21 protein-coding genes are annotated in these 20,890 nt (G+C 64.2%); 7 read left to right on the forward strand and 14 right to left on the reverse strand.

From position 1 onward, the window contains the following. Positions 1-19: 19 nt before the first annotated feature. Complete coding sequence (locus tag LB572_RS24970) at positions 20-631, forward strand: sulfite oxidase-like oxidoreductase (protein ID WP_140806995.1); 612 nt, start codon at positions 20-22, stop codon at positions 629-631. A gap of 24 nt (positions 632-655) precedes the next feature. After that, complete coding sequence (locus LB572_RS24975) at positions 656-1,402, forward strand: ferredoxin reductase (RefSeq protein WP_224669603.1); 747 nt, start codon at positions 656-658, stop codon at positions 1,400-1,402. Positions 1,403-1,412: 10 nt separating this feature from the next. On the opposite strand, the gene LB572_RS24980 is transcribed toward LB572_RS24975, so the two are convergent. From LB572_RS24980 to LB572_RS25005, 6 genes are read right to left on the reverse strand one after another with little or no spacing between them, the layout of a single operon-like run. Beyond that, entirely contained in the window at positions 1,413-2,885 is a 1,473-nt protein-coding gene (locus tag LB572_RS24980; protein ID WP_224669604.1) for a nucleotidyltransferase family protein, read from the reverse strand. After that, on the reverse strand, positions 2,885-3,562 hold the full coding sequence (locus tag LB572_RS24985; protein WP_224669605.1) for a glycosyltransferase family 2 protein: 678 nt from the start codon (positions 3,560-3,562) through the stop codon (positions 2,885-2,887). The genes LB572_RS24980 and LB572_RS24985 overlap by 1 nt, the downstream gene beginning before the upstream one ends. Further along, positions 3,562-4,314 carry a glycosyltransferase family 2 protein gene (locus LB572_RS24990; RefSeq protein WP_224669606.1) on the reverse strand — a complete coding sequence of 251 codons (753 nt, stop codon included), beginning with the start codon at positions 4,312-4,314 and terminating at the stop codon, positions 3,562-3,564. Before LB572_RS24990 ends, LB572_RS24985 begins: the two co-directional genes overlap by 1 nt. Positions 4,315-4,360: 46 nt before the next feature. Then, positions 4,361-5,113, reverse strand: coding sequence for a glycosyltransferase family 2 protein (locus tag LB572_RS24995; protein WP_224669607.1), 753 nt, complete (start codon positions 5,111-5,113; stop codon positions 4,361-4,363). Next, a complete protein-coding gene (locus LB572_RS25000) occupies positions 5,082-6,158 on the reverse strand; it encodes a serine kinase (RefSeq protein WP_224669608.1) in 1,077 nt (358 codons plus the stop codon). Before LB572_RS25000 ends, LB572_RS24995 begins: the two co-directional genes overlap by 32 nt. A gap of 37 nt (positions 6,159-6,195) precedes the next feature. Beyond that, positions 6,196-6,624: a PqqD family protein gene (locus LB572_RS25005; protein WP_140806989.1), complete on the reverse strand. Its 429-nt coding sequence runs from the start codon at positions 6,622-6,624 to the stop codon at positions 6,196-6,198. 615 nt (positions 6,625-7,239) lie between these two features. Here LB572_RS25005 and LB572_RS25010 point away from each other — a divergent pair. Continuing rightward, the gene (locus LB572_RS25010; protein WP_140806988.1) at positions 7,240-7,446 is read left to right on the forward strand and encodes a DUF680 domain-containing protein; all 207 of its coding nucleotides are present in this window, start codon (positions 7,240-7,242) and stop codon (positions 7,444-7,446) included. Between the two features lie 70 nt (positions 7,447-7,516). After that, on the forward strand, positions 7,517-7,750 hold the full coding sequence (locus LB572_RS25015; protein WP_140806987.1) for a DUF680 domain-containing protein: 234 nt from the start codon (positions 7,517-7,519) through the stop codon (positions 7,748-7,750). Between the two features lie 157 nt (positions 7,751-7,907). Here the strand turns inward: LB572_RS25015 and LB572_RS25020 are convergent, their stop codons facing one another. The 5 genes from LB572_RS25020 to LB572_RS25040 form a co-directional block, all read right to left on the reverse strand. Then, a complete protein-coding gene (locus tag LB572_RS25020) occupies positions 7,908-9,020 on the reverse strand; it encodes an ABC transporter ATP-binding protein (RefSeq protein ID WP_140806986.1) in 1,113 nt (370 codons plus the stop codon). 35 nt (positions 9,021-9,055) lie between these two features. Next, positions 9,056-10,732, reverse strand: coding sequence for an alpha-glucosidase (locus tag LB572_RS25025; protein ID WP_224669609.1), 1,677 nt, complete (start codon positions 10,730-10,732; stop codon positions 9,056-9,058). Positions 10,733-10,736: 4 nt separating this feature from the next. Next, the gene (locus LB572_RS25030; RefSeq protein ID WP_140806984.1) at positions 10,737-11,891 is read right to left on the reverse strand and encodes a carbohydrate ABC transporter permease; all 1,155 of its coding nucleotides are present in this window, start codon (positions 11,889-11,891) and stop codon (positions 10,737-10,739) included. 1 nt (position 11,892) lies between these two features. After that, on the reverse strand, positions 11,893-12,906 hold the full coding sequence (locus LB572_RS25035; RefSeq protein WP_224669610.1) for a carbohydrate ABC transporter permease: 1,014 nt from the start codon (positions 12,904-12,906) through the stop codon (positions 11,893-11,895). A gap of 167 nt (positions 12,907-13,073) precedes the next feature. Next, positions 13,074-14,429 (reverse strand): ABC transporter substrate-binding protein, encoded by a 1,356-nt coding sequence (locus tag LB572_RS25040; protein ID WP_224669611.1) that lies wholly within the window; start codon positions 14,427-14,429, stop codon positions 13,074-13,076. 359 nt (positions 14,430-14,788) lie between these two features. On the opposite strand from LB572_RS25040, the gene LB572_RS25045 reads away from it, so the two are divergent. From LB572_RS25045 to LB572_RS25055, 3 genes are all read left to right on the forward strand, one after another. Next, on the forward strand, positions 14,789-15,811 hold the full coding sequence (locus tag LB572_RS25045; protein ID WP_224669612.1) for a substrate-binding domain-containing protein: 1,023 nt from the start codon (positions 14,789-14,791) through the stop codon (positions 15,809-15,811). 140 nt (positions 15,812-15,951) lie between these two features. Beyond that, entirely contained in the window at positions 15,952-17,298 is a 1,347-nt protein-coding gene (locus tag LB572_RS25050; RefSeq protein WP_224669613.1) for an NAD(P)/FAD-dependent oxidoreductase, read from the forward strand. 253 nt (positions 17,299-17,551) lie between these two features. Then, positions 17,552-18,040, forward strand: coding sequence for a DUF417 family protein (locus LB572_RS25055; protein WP_224669614.1), 489 nt, complete (start codon positions 17,552-17,554; stop codon positions 18,038-18,040). 124 nt (positions 18,041-18,164) lie between these two features. Here the strand turns inward: LB572_RS25055 and LB572_RS25060 are convergent, their stop codons facing one another. From LB572_RS25060 to LB572_RS25070, 3 genes are read right to left on the reverse strand one after another with little or no spacing between them, the layout of a single operon-like run. Then, a complete protein-coding gene (locus tag LB572_RS25060; protein WP_224669644.1) occupies positions 18,165-19,610 on the reverse strand; it encodes a S8 family serine peptidase in 1,446 nt (481 codons plus the stop codon). Positions 19,611-19,650: 40 nt separating this feature from the next. Further along, positions 19,651-20,319, reverse strand: coding sequence for an anti-sigma factor (locus LB572_RS25065; protein ID WP_140806979.1), 669 nt, complete (start codon positions 20,317-20,319; stop codon positions 19,651-19,653). Further along, positions 20,316-20,882 (reverse strand): sigma-70 family RNA polymerase sigma factor, encoded by a 567-nt coding sequence (locus LB572_RS25070; protein ID WP_224669615.1) that lies wholly within the window; start codon positions 20,880-20,882, stop codon positions 20,316-20,318. The genes LB572_RS25065 and LB572_RS25070 overlap by 4 nt, the downstream gene beginning before the upstream one ends. Positions 20,883-20,890: the final 8 nt, after the last annotated feature.

Genomic DNA, 20,890 nt, shown 5'->3' on the forward strand with positions numbered 1-20,890 from the left:
CGGTGCAGGAGGCGTCTTGATGGTCACGCGTGGTTTCTTTTCCGGACGGCGTCCACCTTCCGACACCGACGCGCGGATTCCGCCCGGCCAGTATCTGGAGCAGGGTTTTCCCGTGCTCTCGGCAGGGCCGACCCCACGGGTGCGCACCGAGGATTGGTCCTTCACACTCAAGCAGGGGCCAAAACCGCTCAAGAAATGGAACTGGGCCGAATTCAACGCCTTGCCGCAAAGCAAGATGACGCGCGACATCCATTGCGTCACGGCCTGGACCAAGTTCAACACGCCATGGCAAGGCGTGATGATCGACGACATCCTCGCCGACGCCGGCATCGAGCCGCCGACCGCCTACACGCTGGCGCTGTCCTTCGACGGCTATTCCACCAATGTGCCGACCAAGGACCTCGTCACCGGCAAGGCGATGGTGGCGCTGCTCTACGAGGGCAAGCCGATCACATCGGATCATGGCGGGCCGGCGCGGCTGCTGGTGCCGCATCTCTATTTCTGGAAATCGGCCAAATGGGTGAACGGGCTGCAGTTCACCGAGCGCGACGAGCCGGGCTTCTGGGAGCTGCGCGGCTATCACATGTATGGCGACCCCTGGCGCGAGCAGCGCTATTCCAGTGACCCGTGAGGGGCGATCCGTGGGCAGCAGTCGATGACCGCCGAGCCGTCGCCGCAATCGCCCTGGCAGGCAGCCACGATCACCCGCATCGAAAAGCGCACGCCGCGCGTCACCAGCTTCTGGTTCCAGCCGTCGCGGCCCTTCGCCCATCTGGCCGGGCAGCATGTCGACATCAGGTTGACGGCGCCGGACGGCTATCAGGCGCGCCGTTCCTATTCCATCGCTTCGGCGCCGGAGACAGGCGGCGGCGTTGAGCTCGCGATCGAGCGGCTCGACGACGGCGAGGTCTCGCCCTTCTTCCACGACGTGGCGGCCGTCGGCGACGAGATCGAGCTGCGCGGCCCGCTGGGCGGCCATTTCATCTGGGAGGAGAGCGACGGCGGGCCGATCCTTCTGGTCGGCGGCGGATCGGGCGTCGTGCCGCTGATGGCGATGGTGCGCCATCGCACGCTGCGCAACAACGCGGTGCCCGTCGCGCTGGTGTTCTCGGCGCGGGTCTGGGATGAGGTGATTTTTCGTGACGAGCTGATCGGCCTCGACGATCGTCGCGACGGGTTCGATCTGGTGCTGACGCTGACGCGCGAACCGGCGAGGCGACCGTCCGATTATTCCCGTCGCGTCGACGCCCGCATGATGGCGCAGGCCATCAAGCGCCTGCCGAAGGCGCCAAGGCTCGCCTATGTCTGCGGCTCGAATGCGTTCGTCTCGGCCGCCGCCGATGCGCTGATCGGCGCCGGCGTTCCGGCGGGGCCGATCCGCACCGAACGCTATGGCGTTTGATACAGCCCTATCAGCCGCTCGACGAGAATTTTGCCGAAACGAGCTGGAAGGGCAGCGCGCCATAGGTGGCGACGGCCTGCTCGTTGTCCCAGACGCGAAACTGCCGTGACGGCCGCGCCTCCAGCACCAGGGTCCGCCCCGCCCGGTCGAGCTTCACCTTGCCGCGGAAGCGCAGCATCCGCTCGCCGCCGGAGCGGCTGATCGCCATCGAGCGCAGCCGGGCCACGTGCCGGTCGCCCGCATTGATCTCCATCTCGATGCGACGCCTGACCGGCGGAACGACGATGCGCACGATGAGATCGAGCATCATCTCGCTGACGTCGCCCTGCGGCTCATCCAGCGGCTGGGAAAGCATGAACGGCGCGGGCCTCCCGGCTGCGTTCGCCGCCATCGACTTGCCGCGCCACACGATGTCCGGCTCGGTCTGCTTCAGTCGGCCTTTCTTGCGCTGCAGGCGCAGCTGCTTTGCAAATCCCCGCGACAGCCAGGTCAGCGCGCCGAAATCGGTGCGCGGCTTGGCCTGCAGGACGGACGACAGGCGCGCCGCGCCGCGCCGGTCTGCCATGTCCACCACCTTGGCCAGGACAGCCTCCGGCACCGCGATGCCGATCTCCAGCGCAAGGTAGGAAAGCGCCACCGCCGCGGCGACGGCGAGGCCGCGCCTGGCGACGATATCGAGGAATATGGCCCAGTCGACATCACCGCCTTCGATGGCGACAGTGCAGTCGACCAGCCAGTCGCTATGCGTATGCGCGTCGAGGCCGCCATGCGCGATGGCGAGCGCGATGCGGTCGGCGGGCGAGGGCACGACCACGCCGACATCGCTGAATTTGGCGGCAATCGCGCGGCGCCAGATCGCGAGGTCGTCTTCGGCGTCCTGCTGCGAGCCGTCATAGGCCAGCTGATGCAGGTCGATGTCGCCGTAATTGCCCTTGAAGAAATTCATCGAGCGCAGCGATGCCAGCCTTGTGCGCAGATATTGCGGGGAAACACCGGTGGCGATCTGCCAGCCGCGGTCGCGCAGCACATCGAAAGCCGGCTGCATATCGTGCGGCCGCACCAGTATGTCGATGTCATGCGCCACGCGCCCGCGTTGCGCGGCGGCGTCGAGCGCGATGCGGCTGGCGCCCTTGATCAACATCACCGTGCAACCGGCATCGACCATCGCCTTCAATGCCGGCTCGGCCTCGCGCATGGCCATGCGCGACTTGGTCCACAGCATCTTCTGCAGGCCGACCAGGCGCGGATAGGCGGCGTGGCCGGCAAGCTTGCGTCCGAACCGATCGGAAATCGCGGCAAGCAGGCGGTGTTCCCGGAAGGAGACATGGTCGATGTCGTTCTCGTCCAGCCAGCCTTCGGCGCAAAGGCGCGCCGCCTCTTCGTCGGGCAGAAGTGCGGCCTTGAGCAACTGGTCGAGCGAGCCGGTCGGCCAGGACCAGCCATAGTCGGGAAAACGCCTGCCGATGCGACGGATCCTGGCCATCAGCTGGAGCCGGCCTTGCTTTGCGCCCGCCGCAGCATGGCGAGCCGTGCCACTTCCAGGTAGCCGCGGTCGCGCGCCGTGTCGCGCCCGTAGGACAGGCTGCCCGGCCGGATGCGCCGCAGCGCCAGCACGTCAGGCATCATGTCGAGGACAAAACCGCTTTCCCGCGCGCGGGCGATCCAGTCGATCATCTCGCCACGGCCGCCCGGCGGGTCGACCATCGGGCCGACGCTCTCCACGGCCGCCCGGCGCATCAGCATCGTCGAGCGCGACCAGCCGGGCGTTGCGGTCGGGGCCATCGCATCGGGCTCTCCGTCGCGGAAACTGCGCATATGCGTGAAGACCCCGGATGTCCCGGGAAGCCGTTCGAGATGGGCAAGCTGCGCGGCGATCTTTCCGGGCAGCCAAAGGTCGTCGGCGTCGAGCGTGGCGATGAAGGGCGTCGACAGCGCGGCGATGCCGCGGGTGGTCGCGCTGCCCGGCCCGGCATTGTCCTGGCGCAAAAGCCTGAGCGGCAGGTCGATACCGCCGCTCGCCGCGGCAAGATCGTCGGTCGAGCCGTCATCGACCACCACGACCAGTTCGGGCCGCAGCGTCTGCGCCGCCACCGATCGCAGCGTCTCGGCGAGCGTGGCGCTGGCGTTGTAGGCCGGAATGACGACGCTGTATGCGCTCATCACATGAACCGCCAGTCCGCGAGTTTCTTCAGTTCGAAGATGCCTTCGATGGGCTTGAGCGACGGGTCGGCCCTGCGGCGCTTCATCGATTTGTAGATGGCGCGCATGAACTCGCGCGACTGCACGTCATCCTGCTTCGTCATGTTGCCGGCATGCCGACGGTAATAAAGCGCCAGCGTGTCCGGCAGCGCGTATCGGGGGCCGGCCTCGAAGCTGCGCAACAGGAAGTCCGTATCCTCGGCCTGGACGAAGTCCTCGTCGAAACCGCCGATCCGGTCGACCAGGCCACGCGAGAAGATCGCGGCAGAGAGATGGATGCCGCGAACGCTGATCGTGTTGCTGTCGCGGGTTGGCTCGAGCGTCTCGTCGTCGATCCGGTCGACCAGCATCATCCTGGAATAGGTGAGCTCGAGCGAGGGATCCCGTCTAAAAAAATCGAGATCCGTCGCGAAGCGCCCGGCCGGCGAGATGTCGTCCGAATCGAGAAAGGACACCAGTTCCGTTTCCGGCTTGAGCCGCCCGAGCCCGCTGTTGCGCGCCCGGGTCACGCCCATGTTTTCCTGCTGGAACAGCCGGATGTGAGGTGCTTCGTCCATCATCGTGCGCACCGCATCGGCCGAACCGTCGGTCGAGCCGTCATCGATGACGATGATATCGAGATCGGCGGCGTCGCGCTGCCTGAGCAGCGAGCGAAGTGCTGCGCCTACATAAGTCTCGCGATTGTGGACCGGCATGATCACGGAGAGCCTCATTCGTGGCTCCCCGGCTGTCTTGTTTGGTCCCGCCCCCCGGCGCTCATCACATGACCTGCCAGTCAGGCGGGCTCTTGAACTCGAAAATTCCCGGAGCCTCGCGCAGCGAAGGGTCCGCCCTGCGCCGCCGCATCGATTTGTGCATCGCCCGCAGATGGTCGCGCAGCCTGCGGTTATTCTCCCTGGTGGCGTTCCCCGCATGGCGCCGGTAGTAGACCGCGACGCTGTCCAGAAGCTCGAAACGGGGGCCCGTTTCGAAGACGCGCAGCAGATAGTCTGTGTCCTCGGACAATTCGAACTCCTCGTCGAACCAGCCGATGCGATCGACAAGCGCCCGGCTGAACAGGGCGGTGCTCAAGGAGAGCCCGCGAAGCGTCATGATACGGCTGTTCGCGGCCGGCTCCAACGTCTCGTCGTCGATCCGGTCGACCACCGTCATCAGCGAGTAGGTCAGATCGAGGCCGGGATGCGTTTCGAAATGGTCGAGGTCGGCCTTGAACCGGTTGGCGAGCGAAATATCGTCGGAATCGAGGAAGGACACGAAGCCGGCATCCGCCGGCAATTGCCGCAGCCCGGCATTGCGGGCTCCGGCAACCCCTATATGAGCTTGCCGGAACAGGCGGATGCAGGTGTCCTTGTCCATCATGGCGCGAACCGCCTCGACCGATCCGTCCGTCGAGCCGTCGTCGATGACGATGATGTCGAGATCGGCGCCATCGCGCTGCCGCAGCAGCGATCGCAGGGCCGGGACGACGAAGCGCTCGCGATTATAGACCGGCATGATCACGCTCAGCTTCATCGGGCGCCCGCGCTAGGAAATCCGCAATCGTACCGGCGATCTCCTCCGGATGCGTCCCGAGGAGAAGCCGGTAGCATGGCAGCAAGCGCGTGAGATCGCTGAAGAAGCGAAAGCCGCTTTCCCGCTCGCCAGGCATCTGCGCGATGCCCGACGACGCCAGCGCGATCACTGCATCCTTACGCGACATCGGCACGATCGAGCTTGTCTCGCCGCCACCGATATGTGGCACCATCAACGCAAAAATGTCCAGGGTTGCACGCATTGGTCGAGGCGCGATCTCGTTAATGTGAAAGGCATGCTTGCCCTGCCAGTTGATCGGGCGGTCGGTGCCCAGCCGCCTTTCCAGCCCGAGCCGGACAAAACCCTGCGGGTCCTGTTTCAGGATTGAGAATAGTGGTCGCGCGGTCACGCCGCTCTCGAGGTCGATGAGCACATAGTCGTCGCCGACGCTGTCCAGTCCGTTGAGCAGGCCGGCAACGACGGTTCCGGATTTTCCCGCACCCCCGGCGCCGGCCAGCAGCACGCCCCTGCCGTCGAGGCCCAGCGTGCCGGCATGGGCAAGACGCATGCCGCGGGCGGCGTATTCCCAGTGCAGGAAGGCGCGCAACGGCGCCCCCTGTTCCCAGGGCGGAAACGCGTCGGCGGACCGCATCAACTGGACGCCGACCCGTCGGTCGGGATCGTAGACCTGCCAGAAATCCAGATCGTGGTAATGATGGCCGCGCAGCCCGACCTCGGCGAGTTTCTGGGCAAAGCCATGTTCGGTGAAATGCGCATCGCCCCAGCTTGCCGGCACCGGCATGCCGCCGACGCCCGGATGGCCGATGAAGATGCGGCATTGGCGGGAGCTCAGCGAATCGCCGTCGGTTTCCAGGAACGCGTGGCCAAGGGCATCCGCGAACGCGCCGGGATCGAGATGCGCGATCAATTCCAGCCCGGGCAGGCGGACGGTTCGCCGGACTGGAAACTGCGCGGCAGCGCCTTCGGCGGCGGCGATGAGAAAGCGGGCGTAGTCGGGCAGGGTCTCGAGCGTCACGCGCGGCATGGTCTGTTCCAGCCTGACCTCGTCCGCCGCCGACCGCTCAGGAAACCTGCTTGACGGCCGGCCAGCCGAGCGGTTCCTCGACCTCGTGGATCGGGTCGACGGTGATGAGGTCGGCAAGATCGTCATGGACGCTGACATTGAGCGGCTCGCTTGCCGCCGCCAGCGCCGCCGGCAAATCGTCGGAAGAGGGCAGCGGCGTTGCGCTGGAGGGAGCCAGCAGCCCAAGCTCGACCAGCTGCGCGATGAATGTCTCGAGTGCTTCGGCGCTCACCATTTCGGCGCCCGCGGCCGATCGGATCAGCGCCTCGGTGCCGACGCCCGAGGACAGCGCTTGCCACACCTTGCTGCCGGAATCGGAGAAGCCGAAATACTTGCCGTTGGAGAGGTCGAGCACGACGGCTTCGCCGTCGAAGGATTCGAAGACGATGTCCTTGCTCGCGACAGCATAGACCTCGGAAAGAGGCATGTTCCTGACCCCGCTCTGCAAGCCGGCGGCTGTGCCGGTCGCATCATTGCCCTGACCCCTGGAGAACGGCTGTAAACACTCGGCTCATGCTTGGCAAGGCAAGGCAAGTTGGCACCATGACGACCATTTTGAACGTTAACCGGCGGGTTCAGGCCTCGATTTCCAGCGCCGGCAAGGAGGCGGGTGCGACTCCTTCCGGCACGAACGCCCCTTGGCTTTCAGTCTGAATGCGGTTCCGGAGCGAACCGAATCGGCCTTCGGAACAGGGGCAGGATGGTTAACAGTATCGAAAAGTGACTATTAGGAGGTTCTAAAATCGAACTGAACGGTTCGTTTCTGTTGACGGTGCGTGCAGGACGGTGTGAACGTCGGGGCTCCGACACATTTGGTGAGCCAACTGAAGAATTCACATAACACGTTGATTAATATGCATAAAAATAAAGTCATAGGCATGCTTATGAAAACTTCAAGAGGCGGATTCGTGGTCCAGACGGAAAAACTTCGTGATTGGAATCCGGGAGCCGGCTCACCCAAATCAGCATTGTCCGAACGACGCGATTTCATTCCCAAGACACGCCGCTAGACGGACTGAATAATGATACTGGAGTAGCAAAAATGAAAAAGATTGTTCTCACTGCCGCAGCCCTTCTGGCAATTTCCGGCAGCGCCTTCGCTGGTAGCGACCATTACAACCCGAACGAAGCCAATCAGGCGTCCGCTCAGGTCGACTCGTCCTACACGGCTTCGGTTCACAAGTCCGCGCCGGCCACCCAGCAGCCTGCCGCGACGGGCGCCGACCACAACCTTTTCGGCAACAACTAACAGCCGACCTTGAACCGGCGGCGGGCTCGCCCGCCGCATCGGTCGGATCGCAAGATTCAGGAGCACTGAAATGAAGAAGATCATCCTTGCCACGGCCGCTCTGTTGGCCGTTTCCGGCGCTGCTTTTGCCGCGGAGAGTGGCCATACCGGCAACGTCGGCGGCAACCAGCCGGCTCCCGCCGTGGACACCACGCGCACGTCGTCGATCAATACCGACTCGACGGCCTACAAGCTGTTGAACTCGTCGAACGACGTTCACAAGCCGGCCGCTCAGGGCAGCGACCACAACCTCTTCGGCCGCTAACAGCGGTAGCAATTCCAGGAAAGTCTGAACGCTTTTCCGTTCGGAGTTGCGTAAAACAAAGAGACGACGCAAGAACAGAAAACGGCGGGTCTTGGCCCGCCGTTTTTCTTTTCCGCATAGGCTTCAGCTTCTATCGAATGCTGGACCGCTCCAAGCCTCAGGCCGCCTTCGCTTCCTCGTGATGCAGCGTGAAGGAATGGCCGTCGGCGTCGAAGATGTGCAGATCGCCGCCGTTGGCGTTGAGCCGCAACGTCTCGCCACGCTTGACCTCAACATTGCCCGGCAGCTTGGCCACCAGCGGCAGGTCGGTGCGGCCGATATCGACATAGACGAGCTGAACCTCGCCGAGCTGCTCGATATAGTCGACCTTGCCTTCGAACAGATAGTCCGCGCCGGTCGCGATCGCGAGATCCTCCGGCCGCACGCCGAAGCTCACCGCCGCGCCATTGGCCGAGGCCGGCGTCGCGATCGGCACCGTGGCCTTGCGGCCGCCGACATGGCTGACCACGGTCGGGTTGCCGGCCTTGTCGATCTTGGCCGGCAGGATGTTCATCGCCGGCGAGCCGATGAACTGGGCGACGAACAGGTTACCGGGGCGCTTGTAGAGTTCCATCGGCGTGCCGACCTGCTCGATCCGGCCGTCCTTCAGCACCACGATGCGGTCCGCCAGCGTCATCGCCTCGACCTGGTCGTGCGTGACGTAGATCATCGTCGTGTTCGGCATCGATTCCTTGAGCTTGGCGATCTCGATGCGGGTGGCGACGCGAAGTGCTGCGTCGAGATTCGACAGCGGCTCGTCGAACAGGAACACCTTCGGGTTGCGCACGATGGCGCGGCCGATGGCGACGCGCTGGCGCTGGCCGCCCGACATCGCCTTGGGAAGGCGGTCGAGATACTTGGTCAGCTGCAGGATCTCCGCCGCCTGGCGCACGCGCTTGTCGATCTCGGCCTTGCTTTCCTTGCCGATCTTCATCGAGAAGGCCATGTTGTCGTAAACGGTCATATGCGGATAGAGCGCATAGGACTGGAACACCATGGCGATGCCCCGCTTCGACGGCGGCACGTCGTTCACCACCTCGCCGTCGATCTTCAGCTCGCCCGAAGTGATCTCCTCGAGGCCGGCGATCGACCTCAGCAAGGTTGACTTGCCGCAACCCGACGGCCCGACGAAGACGATGAACTCGCCCGATTTGATGTCGAGGTCGATGCCGTGGAGAATGTTGAGGTTGCCGTATGATTTCTTCACCTGGTTGAGCGTGACATCGGCCATGTTTTTCCTCTCCCGTTGATCTCTGTTTTAGAAATTCAGTCGATGCGCCCGAACCAGGCGCCGTATCCGCCGAGGCGGACCGGCCCGCTGCCAGTCTGTCCCGAAAAGCCATGCCCGGGCAAGGGTTGCAGCGCGCCTTTGCCGAGATTGATCTCGGCGGCCTTGCTGCCGAGGTTGAAGGCGCAGACGATCCGCTCATTGCCCTCGCGGCGCGTGAAGGCGACGGTGTCGCCGTCGCTTTCGATGAAGTCGATGTCGCCCTTGGCCAGCGCCGGATGCTGGCGCCGGAAGGCGAGGAAGCGTCGGTAGTGCTCGAGCAGCGAGCTTGCGTCGCCCTGCTGCACGTTGACGGCCTGCGACAGATGCTTGCCCGGCACAGGCAGCCAGGGCTTGGCGGCCGAGAACCCGCCATTCTTGGCGGCCGCGTCCCACACCATCGGCGTGCGGCAGCCATCGCGGCCCTTGAATTCCGGCCAGAACCGGATGCCGTAGGGATCCTGCAGGTCTTCGAACTTCAGCTCCGCCTCGCCAAGGCCGAGCTCTTCGCCTTGATAGATGCACACCGAGCCGCGCAGCGACATCAAAAGCCCCGAGATCACCTTGAGATAGGCGGTCGGGTTCGCCTCGTTGGCGGCCCAGCGCGAGGCGACCCGCATCACGTCATGGTTGGAGAAGGCCCAGCACGACCAGCCGTCGCTGGCGACCGTGCCGAAGGCCTCCAGCACCGCGCGCACTTTCGCCGCGCTGATCTTCTCCGGCGCCAGGAAGTCGAAGGAATAGCACATATGCACGCGCTTGCCGTCCGCGGTGTAGGCGGCGACCACTTCCAGGCCGCGCTGGGAGTCGCCCACCTCGCCGACGGCGGCCTGCGCCGGGTATTCGTCGAGCAGCGCGCGGAAGCGCTCCAGGAAGCCGAGGTTCTCCGGGCGGCTCTTGTCGTAGAGATGGTCCTGGTAGTTGTAGGGATTGACCGCGGGTGCGGTCTGGTCGTTGCGCTGTTCCGGCGGCAGCGGCGGATTGTCCTCCAGCCCCAGGCTGTGGAAGTAGAAATTGATCGTGTCGAGGCGGAAGCCGTCGACGCCGCGCTCCAGCCAAAAACGGGTGATGTCGAGCAGCGCATCCTGGACTTGCTCATTGTGGAAGTTGAGGTCGGGCTGCTCGGCCAGGAAATTGTGCATGTAATATTGCTGGCGGCTGGTGTCCCACTGCCAGGCCGAGCCGCCGAAGATCGACAGCCAGTTGTTGGGCGGCGTGCCGTCGGGCTTGGCGTCGGCCCACACATACCAGTCGGCTTTCGGATTGCCGCGGCTGGAACGGCTTTCCTTGAACCACGGGTGGATGTCGGCGGTGTGCGACAGCACCTCGTCGATCATCACCTTGAGCCCCAGCCAGTGGGCTTCCGTAACCAGCGCGTCGAAATCGGCAAGCGTTCCGAACATCGGGTCGACGTCGCAATAATCCGACACGTCGTAGCCGAAATCCTTCATCGGCGATTTGAAGAAGGGCGAGATCCAGATGGCATCGACGCCGAGCGAAGCGATGTAGGGCAGGCGCTGCACGATGCCCTTCAGGTCGCCGATGCCGTCGTCGTTGGAGTCCTGGTAGGAGCGCGGATAGATCTGGTAGATCACCGCGCCCCGCCACCAGTCGCGGTCGATGTCGGGGTCTGGGGCGGGGTCTGGTCTCGAAGTCGCCTTCAAAGCCGATTGCATGTCTTCAACCTCCTTTCACCGAGCCGGCAAGCAGCCCGCGGACGAAATAGCGCTGCAGCGAGAAGAACACGATCAGCGGCACGATGATGGTGATGAACGCCGATGTCGTCAGGATCTCCCAGTTGCCGCCGCGCGAGCCGAGCAGCGCGTTGAGCTTGGCCGTCAGCACGATCTGATCGGGCGCCGTACCGAGGAAAACCATCGCCACCAGAAGATCGTTCCATACCCACAGGAACTGGAAGATGGCAAAGGAGGCAAGTACCGGGAACGACAGCGGCAGCACGATCTTGACGAAGATCTCGAAATCGCTGGCGCCGTCGATGCGCGCCGATTCCATGATCTCGCGCGGCAGGCCGGCAATGTAGCTCCTGAGCAGGTAGATGGCGAAGGGCAGGCCGAAGCCGGTATGCGCCAGCCAGATGCCGAGATAGGTCTTGGACGGCACGCCGAAGAAGGTGCCGACGCCGTTATAGAGCCTGAGCAACGGGATCAGCGACATCTGCAGCGGCACCACCAGAAGGCCGATGATGACCGCGATCAGCAGCGCCCGTCCGGGAAAGCGCATCCAGGCCAGCGCATAGGCCGCGAAGGCGGCGATCAGGATCGGGATCACGGTCGCTGGAATAGTCACCGTCAGCGAGTTCATGAAGGAGCGGCCGATGCCCTCCGAGAACAGCACCGCCTGATAGTTGTCGGTGGTGAATTTGGGCGGCGCCGAGGAGGCGAAATAGACGCGCTGGCCGCGGTCGCCCTCGAAGGCTTTCGGTGAGGACAGCACGAAGCCGCCGTCGGCATTCATCTGCAGGCTGACGCCGTCATTGAGGTCGGCGACCGATCCCGCCTTGTACTGCGTCGGCGCGGCAGATTTCACGCCGAAGGCGCTGATCTCGCGCTTGGGGCCGTCGCCGAAGATGTTGCCCTCGATGACGTATTTGCCGTCCTTCTGGGTCTGCGCCGAGGCGGCCGGCAATCGGCCGGCCTCGCTCTGGCTGGAGCTGGCGAAGGAGTTCCACCAGCCCGACGCGACGATCTGGTCCTTGTCGCGCAGCGACGAGACGAGGATGCCGAGGGTGGGGATGGTCCAGATCGTCACGAAGACGAGCACGGCGATATGGACGCCGAAGCGGCCGATAAAGGACTTTCCGGTTTTGGCGGCCATCTCAGTGTCCCCCCGTCTCTTTGTTGGCCTGGCGGATGTTCCAGACCATGATCGGGATGACCGCGATCATGATGATGATGGCGATGGTCGCGCCGCGGCCGAAATCGCCGCCGCCGCGGAACATCCAATCGAACATCAGATTGGCGAGCACCTGGCTGTTCCACTGGCCGTTGGTCATGGTCAGCACGATGTCGAACACTTTCAGCACCAGGATGGTGATGGTGGTCCACACCACCGCGATCGTTCCCCAGATCTGCGGCACCATGATCTTCCAGAAGATCTGGAACGGGTTGGCGCCGTCGATCACCGCGGCCTCGAGCGTCTCTTCGGGAATGCCGCGCAGCGCCGACGACAGGATGACCATGGCGAAGCCGGTCTGGATCCAGATCAGGATCACCATCAGGAAGAAGTTGTTCCAGAACGGCAGCGATATCCACACCTGCGGCTGGCCGCCGAAATACTGGATGATGGCGTTGAGCAGGCCGATCTGGATCTGGCCCTCGCCGCGATACTCGTAGATGAATTTCCAGATCACGCTGGCGCCGACGAAGGAGATCGCCAGCGGCAGGAAGATCAGGCTCTTGGCGATGGTGCCCCACCAGATCTTGTCGGTGAGCACGGCGATGATCAGGCCGAGGAAGGTGCAGGCGGCCGGCACCACGGCGAGCCACAATATGTTGTTGAGGATCGAGTTGCGCAGGTCGTGGTCGCCGGCCGCCCATTCATAATTGGCGAGCCCGACGAAACTGGTGCCGCCGCGGTCGAAGAAGGACAGCCACAGCGTCGCGATCACCGGGTAGATCAGGTATACGGTAAGGATGATCAGCGCCGGGCCGACGAACAGCCACGGCCGCACATATCCCTGCCGGCGCAGATTGTTGATGGCGGCGCCGCCGGATACCCCGCGTGAGGGGAAGATGAGGTCGAGCAGTCTGTTGGCGCCCCAGAAATAGGCGACACAGCCGCCGACGCCGATGATGATGACGAATATGGCCGAGAAAATCTGAGCCGCCATGGGTCCCTCTCCCTGCGCATGACCGGCCAGCCGAGGCTGCCGATCGGATGCGCCGACTTTCGGTTATTCGGAACGATCGAAACGCGAAGGCTTCCGGCGTCGGCCGCCGGTCGGGCCCGGGCCGTAGCCCGGATCCATTAGGAGGATGAGGAGGATTTCAGGATGGCTTACTTGATGCCGTCCCAGCTTTTCTGGATGTCGCCGGCGACGTCCTGCGCCGACTTGCCGCCGACCAGGTCGACCATGCCGGTCCAGAAGGAGCCCGCGCCGATCTTGCCGGGCATCAGGTCGGATCCGTCGAACCGAACCGTCGTGGCGCCGACCAGGATCTCGCCCTGCTTCTTCAGCGCCTCGCTGCCATAGGCATCCTTGTTGGCCGCCTTGAACGGAGTGACGAAGCTCTTCTGCGCCATCCACAATTCATGCGCGAGCGGCATTTCGAGGAACTTGATGAATTCGCGCGAGGCCTTGGAATCCTTGGTGATCATCACCAGCGTCCCGGCCACTTCCAGCGGCGTGCCCAGTTCCGGCTTGGAGGCGTAAGGCGGATAGGGGAAGAAGTCGGCGTCCTGGCCGAGCTTCACGTTTTCCGGGAAGAACGACGGGATGAACGATGCCTGATGGTGCATGTAGCACTTGGGCGGCACGGTGAAGAGGCCCTTCGGGCTGTCGCGGAAGTCGGTCGCCGCGACCGCCTTGGCGCCGCCGTCCACCATCTTGTCGTCGGTGGCGATCTTGCCGAAGATGTCGATGGCGTTGACCACGGCCGGGTCGGTGAACGGGATCTCGTTCTTGACCCACTTGTCGTAGACTTCCGGCGGCTGGGTCCTCAGCATGATGTCCTCGACCCAGTCGGTCGCCGGCCAGCCGGTGGCGCCGCCGGAGCCGAGCCCGATGCACCAGGGCTTGCCGCCATCGGCGATGATCTTCTTTTCGAGATCGGCGAGTTCTTCCTGGGTCTTCGGCACCTTGTAGCCGGCCTCGTCGAAATTGTCGGGCGAGTACCAGACCAGCCCTTTCACGTCGATCTTGTAGGGGAAGGCGTAGAAGCCGGGCTTGCCGTCCTTGCCGTTATAAGTGCCGAGCTTGGCCCAGGAGTCGCCGGCGGCGTAATTTTCCTTGATCCAGGCGGCGACGTCGTCGCCGAGCGGGGTGAGCACGCCCTTGGAAGCAAGGTCCTGGATCAGGCCGGGCTGCGGCAGGACGGCGATGTTGGGCGGGCTGCCGGCCTGGGTGTCGATGACGATCTGCTGCTCATAATTTTCGGACGAGGAATACTTGACCTCGGCGCCGGTCGCTTCCTGGAAATAGTCGAGAACCGAACGCACGAGCGCCTCGTCCTCGCCGCGCCACGGCCCGAAGATCGTCAGCGTCTCGCCCTTGAGATCAACCTTCTTGAGGTCGTCGTAGTTCGCCCAGTGAAACTTCTGATCCTCGCCCGGCTTGAACTTCAGTTCGGCTTGCGCCGGCAGGCTGAGGGTGAGTGCCGCGCACGCCGCACCCAAGAGAAGCATTTTCTTCATCGCAAGTCCTCCCAGTGGTCACAAACAGGACGAAACCTCCATTTCGTCCGCCGACGCCCGCGGAACTGTGACTCAGCGAAAGGGCAACCGCAACCTTTCGAAGAGACTTCCAAAGCGCTTTGGCTGTTTTGATCTCGCCATTGAATCGCCTGGGAGTCAAGTGGGTGCGTTCGTTAATCGATTTAAATTCGATCGGATTGAGGGAAGAAAGTGCGCTGCAGCATGTTTTTTTGGCACTGCAGCAGTAATTTTGCTTCAAACGGCGCCTGTGCCCCTCTAAGGTCGTCATGCTCGGCGATCTCGCCAACAATCATCGGATCGATTCAAAATTGAAAGCGCTTTGAGGCTGGAGGCCTCCGATGAACCTCAAGCAACTCTCGCATATGCTGTCGCTCTCGCAGACCACGGTGAGCCGGGCGCTGAACGGCTATCCCGAGGTCAATGAGGAAACCCGGCGCCGGGTGATGGACGCGGCCAAGCGCCATGGCTACCGGCCGAACCCCAGCGCGCGCCGGCTCGCCACCGGCAAGTCGGGCATGATCGGCTATGTGCTGCCGACGGGCGCCGCCGTCGACATCGATCCGCACTTCGTGGAATTCCTCTCCGGCCTCGGCGATTATGCCCGCGCGCACGAGCTCGACCTCGTGCTTTCGCCCGCCGATGCCGACGACGAGGAGACGACCTACCGGCGCATCGTCGCCAACCGCCAGGTCGACGCCGTCTACCTCTCCTCGCCGCGTCCGGCCGACAAGCGGCTGGCGCTGGTCAACACGCTGGGCATTCCCTTCATCGTCCATGGCCGCAGCGAAGGCTTCGACTTCGACTATCCCTATCTCGACATCGACAATGAGGGCGCGTTCCACGAAGCGGCGCGCCTGCTGATCCAGCTCGGCCACAAGCGCCTGGCGCTGATCAACGGCAATGAGCGCGAGACCTTCGCCATCCACCGCGAGCGCGGCATGCGCCGCGCGCTTGCCGCGAGCGGGCTGACGCTCGGCGAGCGCCACATCCGCTCGGTGACCATGACCGAGGAGAACGGCTATCGCGCCGCCCGCCGCCTGCTCGAGGAGGCCGAGCCGCCGACGGCGATCGTCTGCTCCAGCCTGATCATGGCGCTGGGCGTCGTGCGCGCCGTGCGCGACCTGGACCTCACCATTCCGGGCGACCTGTCGCTGGTCGCCCATGACGACGTCTTCCCCTGGCTGCGTCCAGAGAATTTCCCGGTGCCGCTGTCGACCACGCGCTCCTCGATCCGGCTTGCCGGCGCGCGTGTCGCCGAGCGCCTCGCGGCGCGGATATCGGGGCTCGAAGAGGGCCCCCGCGGCGAGGTCTGGCCGGTGGATCTTGTGGTGCGGGGATCGGTGGCAGGGGCGCCGGTCTAGGTCAGGATACGGCAGCTTCTTCGAGCGCTTCCCGGCACCCTTTACCTCGTGGGACAATGATCCGCCTTCGCCTGCTCCTGATCTTGGACGGTGACAACCGGTAAGCCAGAACCGTCAACCAGTCGTCCAGAGTACGCCATTTGCCCACATTCCCCTTCACCGAAGCGGATTCAATCCAATACGCTGGGCCGCCGCCGAAGACGTCGCAGGTGGTGATTGTCGGTGGCGGCATTATCGGCGTAACGACGGCGCTCTTCCTTGCCTCCCGGAACATTCCGGTGACGCTGCTGGAAAAAGGCCGTGTCGCGGCCGAACAGTCCTCGCGAAATTGGGGCTGGATCAGAAAGCAGGGACGGGACGCGGATGAGCTGCCGATCGTCATCGAGGCTATCCGCCTGTGGCGGCAATTGGCCGAGGAAAGCGGCGAGGACATCGGGCTGACCCAGACAGGCGTGACCTACCTGGCGAACGCCGACAAGGACATGGCCGGCTTCGAAGCGTTCATGAAGGTCGCCGCGATCCATGAGCTCGACACGCGCCTGCTCGACGCGAGCGAAACCGCGAAGCTCATCACCGGCATGTCGCGCAGGTTCGTGGGCGCGATGACGACGCCCTCCGATATGCGTGCGGAACCCTGGCTGGCGGTGCCTGCGCTGGCCCGGCTTGCGGTGCGCAAAGGCGCCAGGATCGTCGAGAATTGCGCGGCGCGAGGCCTCGACATCGCGGCCGGCAGGGTCAAGGGTGTGTGGACCGAGGCGGGATATATCGAGACTTCCAGCGTGCTGGTCGCGGGCGGCGCCTGGTCGTCCCTGTTCCTGAAAAGACACGGCGTATCCATCCCTCAGCTCAGCGTCCGGGTGACCGTGGCCGCAACGGAGCCCTTGCCTGAGATCTATGCAGGCGCGGCCGCCGACAACCACATCGCTTTCCGGCGCAGACAGGATGGCGGCTACACGCTCGCCGGAGGTGGCAGCCACTTGCTTTACCTGGGGCCTGACGCATTCCGGCACGCCACCAAGTACATTCCCGCCCTCAGGAACGATCCGTTCGGAGCGAGCTATTTCCCCTTCGCTCCGTCAGGCTACCCGGATGGCTGGTCGACGCCGCGCGATTGGGCGCCGGATTCGACGAGTCCTTTCGAGAGAATGCGGGTGCTCAACCCGGCCTCCGAACCGGCCCGGCTTCGTTCGATCGAGCGCAATTTCAAGCAGCTTTTTCCACAGTTCGAGAAAGTTCGCCTGAAGGTCGGCTGGGGCGGCATGATCGACGCCATGCCCGACGTCGTCCCCGTCGTGGATCGGGTCCAGGCGATCGGCGGTCTTTTCGTCGCGACCGGAATGAGCGGCCATGGCTTCGGCATAGGGCCCGGCATAGGCCGCGTCGTCTCCGACATGATCCAGGGAAACGACATCGGGCACGATCTCAGCCGCTTCCGGCTGCCGCGCTTCTATGATGGAAGCCCTGTGCGGTTAGGGCCGGCATTATAGAGCGGTTCCAGGCGCGGAGCTGGTTCGCACCAGGAGCCGCCTCCGCTCAGTGCCACCATATCGACGCCCGGCGCCGAGATGAAGGCATGGGCGCCGCGATTGCCGGGCCCTCTGTCTTCGGGTGTGGGGGATGTAACGAAATTTGTCTGGCGACGAAGTAAGCTGTGCGGCCTTCAAGAGCCTGCAGCTTGCTAAAACCACTGCCGGCTGCGGTTCCTTGGCCTGATATATCGCTTCCGGCAAAGGACATAGCATGCATAGAGAGTTTAATATCGCTGAGACAGGCTTCGGCTCTTATTGGCCGCTTGCCATCCTCAGGTGGGTAATGGTGCTGATTTTCGTGTCGTTCGGGATCCAGAAGTTCACACCGCAGTCAGCACAAGGAATCGCTCTCTACATCTCAAACAGTCCGTTCGTTTCTTGGCTCCAGATTTTTGGAATTAGAGGCGAGGCCTATCTTCTGGGATGCATCGAGTTGGGGACGGCTGCCCTCCTGGCGTTGGGGGCGTTTGTGCCTGTCTTGTCCGCCCTTGGCGCCTTGATCGGGGTCGGTACGTTTCTCATCACCTGGTCATTTTTCTTTACGACCCCTGGTGTCGTAGTATGGAGCATCTCCACCGATCCCATTGCGTGGAATCTGGCCGGGGAGTTTCTCTACAAAGACATAGTGCTTCTCTGTGTTTGCCTGGTTTTGTTTCTTAATTCTCTGCCGACCGCGTTGGTTCGCCTTCGAGAAAAATAACGATAGGTCTGTCCAAAGTGCGGAAACAGAGGCTTTGGCCTTGAGCCAGGCGACGACATCGATGACGTAACCGCCGGGATCAGATGCAGCGAATCCCCGCCCGGTGGCGGCTAGCGGATTGACCTTACTCCTTCGCTGCCTCGGCCGCCTTGATGTCCAGCAACCCATAGCCGAAATCATTGTCCCGCCCCTTCGGCCCGAGATCCTTGGCCGTAGCGGCAAGCGCTTTCTCGATGTCGTCGGCCGCGCGGTCCGGCGCGGCATGGATCAGGTTGGCGATGGCGCCGCTGACGATCGCGGCGGCGAAGGAGGTGCCGGTCACCACATCCGACCCGGCGCCGCTCGGCGCCACCATTTCGACGCCAGGCGCCGAGATGAAGACATAGGCGCCGCGATTGGCCTGCGGCATCAGCCCGTCCTTGGCGTCCGTGGCGGTCACCGCAATGACGCCGTCGAAGGCGGCCGGATAGCCATAGGGCGCTTTCGGGCCATTGTTGCCGGCGGCGGCCACCAGCACCATGCCCATCGCCCGGGCATTGCGGCAAGCGGTGCCGAGCAGGTCGTTCTTCGGGCCGACGAAGCTCATGTTGATGATGCGCACATTCTGCTCGGCCGCCCAGTCGAGCGCCGACAGGATGACGTCCATGGTCGACTTGCCGCCTTCGAAGGCGCGCGCATGGTAGATCCTGGCGCCGGGCGCCATGCCTTCCAGTGGACCGACGCCGGCGATCAGCCCGTCGACCGAAGTGCCGTGGTCGCGCTTCTCGATCGGCACATTGGGCATCGCGTCATACTGGTCGGCAATCACGCCGGCGAGCGCCGGGTTGGTGTCGTCGATGCCGGTATCGATGACGGCGACGCGCACATTTTCCCCGCTTGCTTCTTTCGAATCGAGCGCGATGCGGTCGAAGGCATAGTTCACGATGCCGGCCGCCTGCTGCAGCGTGTAGATGTGATTGGGCTCGCGCCGCTGCGTGCGCCCGTCGGCGGCGAGCTGCGCCAGCACCACGCCGACGGGCCGCCCGTCGGTTATGCCGAAGCGCACCAAGGTCGTGCCGAGCAGCCGCGACTGGCGCTGCGAGCGCACCTGCAGGCCGAAGGAGTTGGCGATCTGCTGCACCACGCCGGCGTCGCCATCGACCGTCACCAGCACCTCGTCGGGCACGAACTCACCGGCGATCGCCCGCGGCGGCTCCGCCAGGTTGAGGCCTTGCGGCACCGTGACGGGACCGCTCGGCGCTGGCGGCGGCGTGTTGGAGGGACCGTTCGACGATGTTCCGTTGGACGGTGCGGACGTTTGTGGTGCCGCGCCCGCCGGCGGGTTCGGGAACAGGTCGACGATCAGCGCCGGCAGGAACACCGCGCCGCCCGTGGCGGTGCCCGGCGTCCCGCCGTTGTTCTTGGCGCCGTCATCCTTGTCGCAGCCCGCGCCCGTCGCGGTCGTGCGGTTCAGGCAATCGACCTGCTTTTGCGTCAGGTTGGGGTCGTTGGTCTGCGCGAACGCCGGCGCGGCGACAAATGCCGCCGCGAGGATCACCGCGCGAAGAATGGCTTTCGGCCCCGACGCAATTCCGGACGGAAAACCGCGGCGCACTTTTCCTGGAATTGCGTTAGCCGCCACCGACCGGTTTCCTTCCCTGGATCACAGCATCCGCGAAAGGCTGGGCGGCAATAAGGCCGACAATCCGGTCGTAGTCGGCCGCCGTGCTGGCCGGGATCGTCAGGTGGAACACGCCATCCGCGGTCGGGCCGGCGGCGATCTTCAATCCGTTCTGGCCGAGGAAGGCGGCGATATCGGCCATCTTCGCATCCGGCTTGAACTTCACCAGCGCGAAAGGCAGCTTCGCCAGATCGTCCTCGGCGCCGGCCACCTCGAAGTCGTTGCCCTTGCCGCCCGGCTGTTCGAAGGATTGCACCAGCACCAAGGCAAGCAGCGCCGCGGCGGCCGCCCAGGCGACGCCGGCCGGCATCGCTGCGACCCGACCGAAGACTTTCGCCAGCCAGGATTGGCCGGCGGGCGCGCGCACGGGTCCGGCCTCGGCGTCGAGCGCCCTGGTAAAACGGCTCAGCGCATCGGCCGGCGGGCGGATCGCCTCGTTGGCGGCAGCGGTGCCGGAAAACTCGGCCTCGGCTTCGCCAAGTGCTGAAAGCGCCGCCGGATCGGTCGCCAGCCATTCCTCGACGGCCTCCAGTTCAGCGCCTTCCAGCGAGCCGTTCAGGTAGAACGGCAGCAGCGTTTCCATCTCGTCGCGGCGCGACATCTTTTCAGCGGCGCTCATGGCCACCCCCTGTCGTAACCGGCGGCCTTGAGGGCCTCGCCGAGTTTCTTGCGGGCGTAGAACATCCTGGTCTTGACGGTCGCGACCGGAATGGCGAGCACCTCGCCGATCTCGGTCACCGACTGTCCGTGGTAATAGGCAAGGTCGATCACCGTGCGGTGTTCTTCCGGTAAGGCGTCGACGAAGCGGCGCAAGGCGGCGGCCTTGTCCTCCTTCATGGTCACGACTTCCGGCGTGTCGGCGCCGTCTGGAACCTGCGCCGCGTCGTCGTCGTCGATCCAGTCTTCCTTCTTCTTGCGCAGCATGGACAGCGCCTTGAAGCGGGCGATGCCGAGCAGCCACGTGGAAACCTCAGAGCGTCCCTCGAAGCCCGGCGCCTGCTTCCACAGCTCCAGAAAGACCTCGTTCGCGATATCGTCGGCCATCATTTCCGATCCCGTCTGGCGCGCCACGAAGCGGTAGATCCGCGCGTGGTGACGCATGAACAGGAGCCGAACGGCGGCCCGGTCGCCCTTCGCGACCCGGTCTACAAGCGCGCGATCGGTTTCGGTCGCCGCATTCATGGCCGGTC

The organism is Mesorhizobium sp. BH1-1-5, from assembly GCF_020165615.1.
GTDB lineage: Bacteria > Pseudomonadota > Alphaproteobacteria > Rhizobiales > Rhizobiaceae > Mesorhizobium.

What these genes read in the sequence shown, in the direction of transcription:
- LB572_RS24970 (WP_140806995.1), top strand. Translation starts at nt 20, where the DNA reads ATGGTCACGCGTGGTTTCTTTTCCGGACGGCGTCCACCTTCCGACACC.
- LB572_RS24975 (WP_224669603.1), top strand. Translation starts at nt 656, where the DNA reads ATGACCGCCGAGCCGTCGCCGCAATCGCCCTGGCAGGCAGCCACGATC.
- LB572_RS24980 (WP_224669604.1), bottom strand. Translation starts at nt 2,885, where the DNA reads ATGGCCAGGATCCGTCGCATCGGCAGGCGTTTTCCCGACTATGGCTGG.
- LB572_RS24985 (WP_224669605.1), bottom strand. Translation starts at nt 3,562, where the DNA reads ATGAGCGCATACAGCGTCGTCATTCCGGCCTACAACGCCAGCGCCACG.
- LB572_RS24990 (WP_224669606.1), bottom strand. Translation starts at nt 4,314, where the DNA reads ATGAGGCTCTCCGTGATCATGCCGGTCCACAATCGCGAGACTTATGTA.
- LB572_RS24995 (WP_224669607.1), bottom strand. Translation starts at nt 5,113, where the DNA reads ATGAAGCTGAGCGTGATCATGCCGGTCTATAATCGCGAGCGCTTCGTC.
- LB572_RS25000 (WP_224669608.1), bottom strand. Translation starts at nt 6,158, where the DNA reads ATGCCGCGCGTGACGCTCGAGACCCTGCCCGACTACGCCCGCTTTCTC.
- LB572_RS25005 (WP_140806989.1), bottom strand. Translation starts at nt 6,624, where the DNA reads ATGCCTCTTTCCGAGGTCTATGCTGTCGCGAGCAAGGACATCGTCTTC.
- LB572_RS25010 (WP_140806988.1), top strand. Translation starts at nt 7,240, where the DNA reads ATGAAAAAGATTGTTCTCACTGCCGCAGCCCTTCTGGCAATTTCCGGC.
- LB572_RS25015 (WP_140806987.1), top strand. Translation starts at nt 7,517, where the DNA reads ATGAAGAAGATCATCCTTGCCACGGCCGCTCTGTTGGCCGTTTCCGGC.
- LB572_RS25020 (WP_140806986.1), bottom strand. Translation starts at nt 9,020, where the DNA reads ATGGCCGATGTCACGCTCAACCAGGTGAAGAAATCATACGGCAACCTC.
- LB572_RS25025 (WP_224669609.1), bottom strand. Translation starts at nt 10,732, where the DNA reads ATGCAATCGGCTTTGAAGGCGACTTCGAGACCAGACCCCGCCCCAGAC.
- LB572_RS25030 (WP_140806984.1), bottom strand. Translation starts at nt 11,891, where the DNA reads ATGGCCGCCAAAACCGGAAAGTCCTTTATCGGCCGCTTCGGCGTCCAT.
- LB572_RS25035 (WP_224669610.1), bottom strand. Translation starts at nt 12,906, where the DNA reads ATGGCGGCTCAGATTTTCTCGGCCATATTCGTCATCATCATCGGCGTC.
- LB572_RS25040 (WP_224669611.1), bottom strand. Translation starts at nt 14,429, where the DNA reads ATGAAGAAAATGCTTCTCTTGGGTGCGGCGTGCGCGGCACTCACCCTC.
- LB572_RS25045 (WP_224669612.1), top strand. Translation starts at nt 14,789, where the DNA reads ATGAACCTCAAGCAACTCTCGCATATGCTGTCGCTCTCGCAGACCACG.
- LB572_RS25055 (WP_224669614.1), top strand. Translation starts at nt 17,552, where the DNA reads ATGCATAGAGAGTTTAATATCGCTGAGACAGGCTTCGGCTCTTATTGG.
- LB572_RS25065 (WP_140806979.1), bottom strand. Translation starts at nt 20,319, where the DNA reads ATGAGCGCCGCTGAAAAGATGTCGCGCCGCGACGAGATGGAAACGCTG.
- LB572_RS25070 (WP_224669615.1), bottom strand. Translation starts at nt 20,882, where the DNA reads ATGAATGCGGCGACCGAAACCGATCGCGCGCTTGTAGACCGGGTCGCG.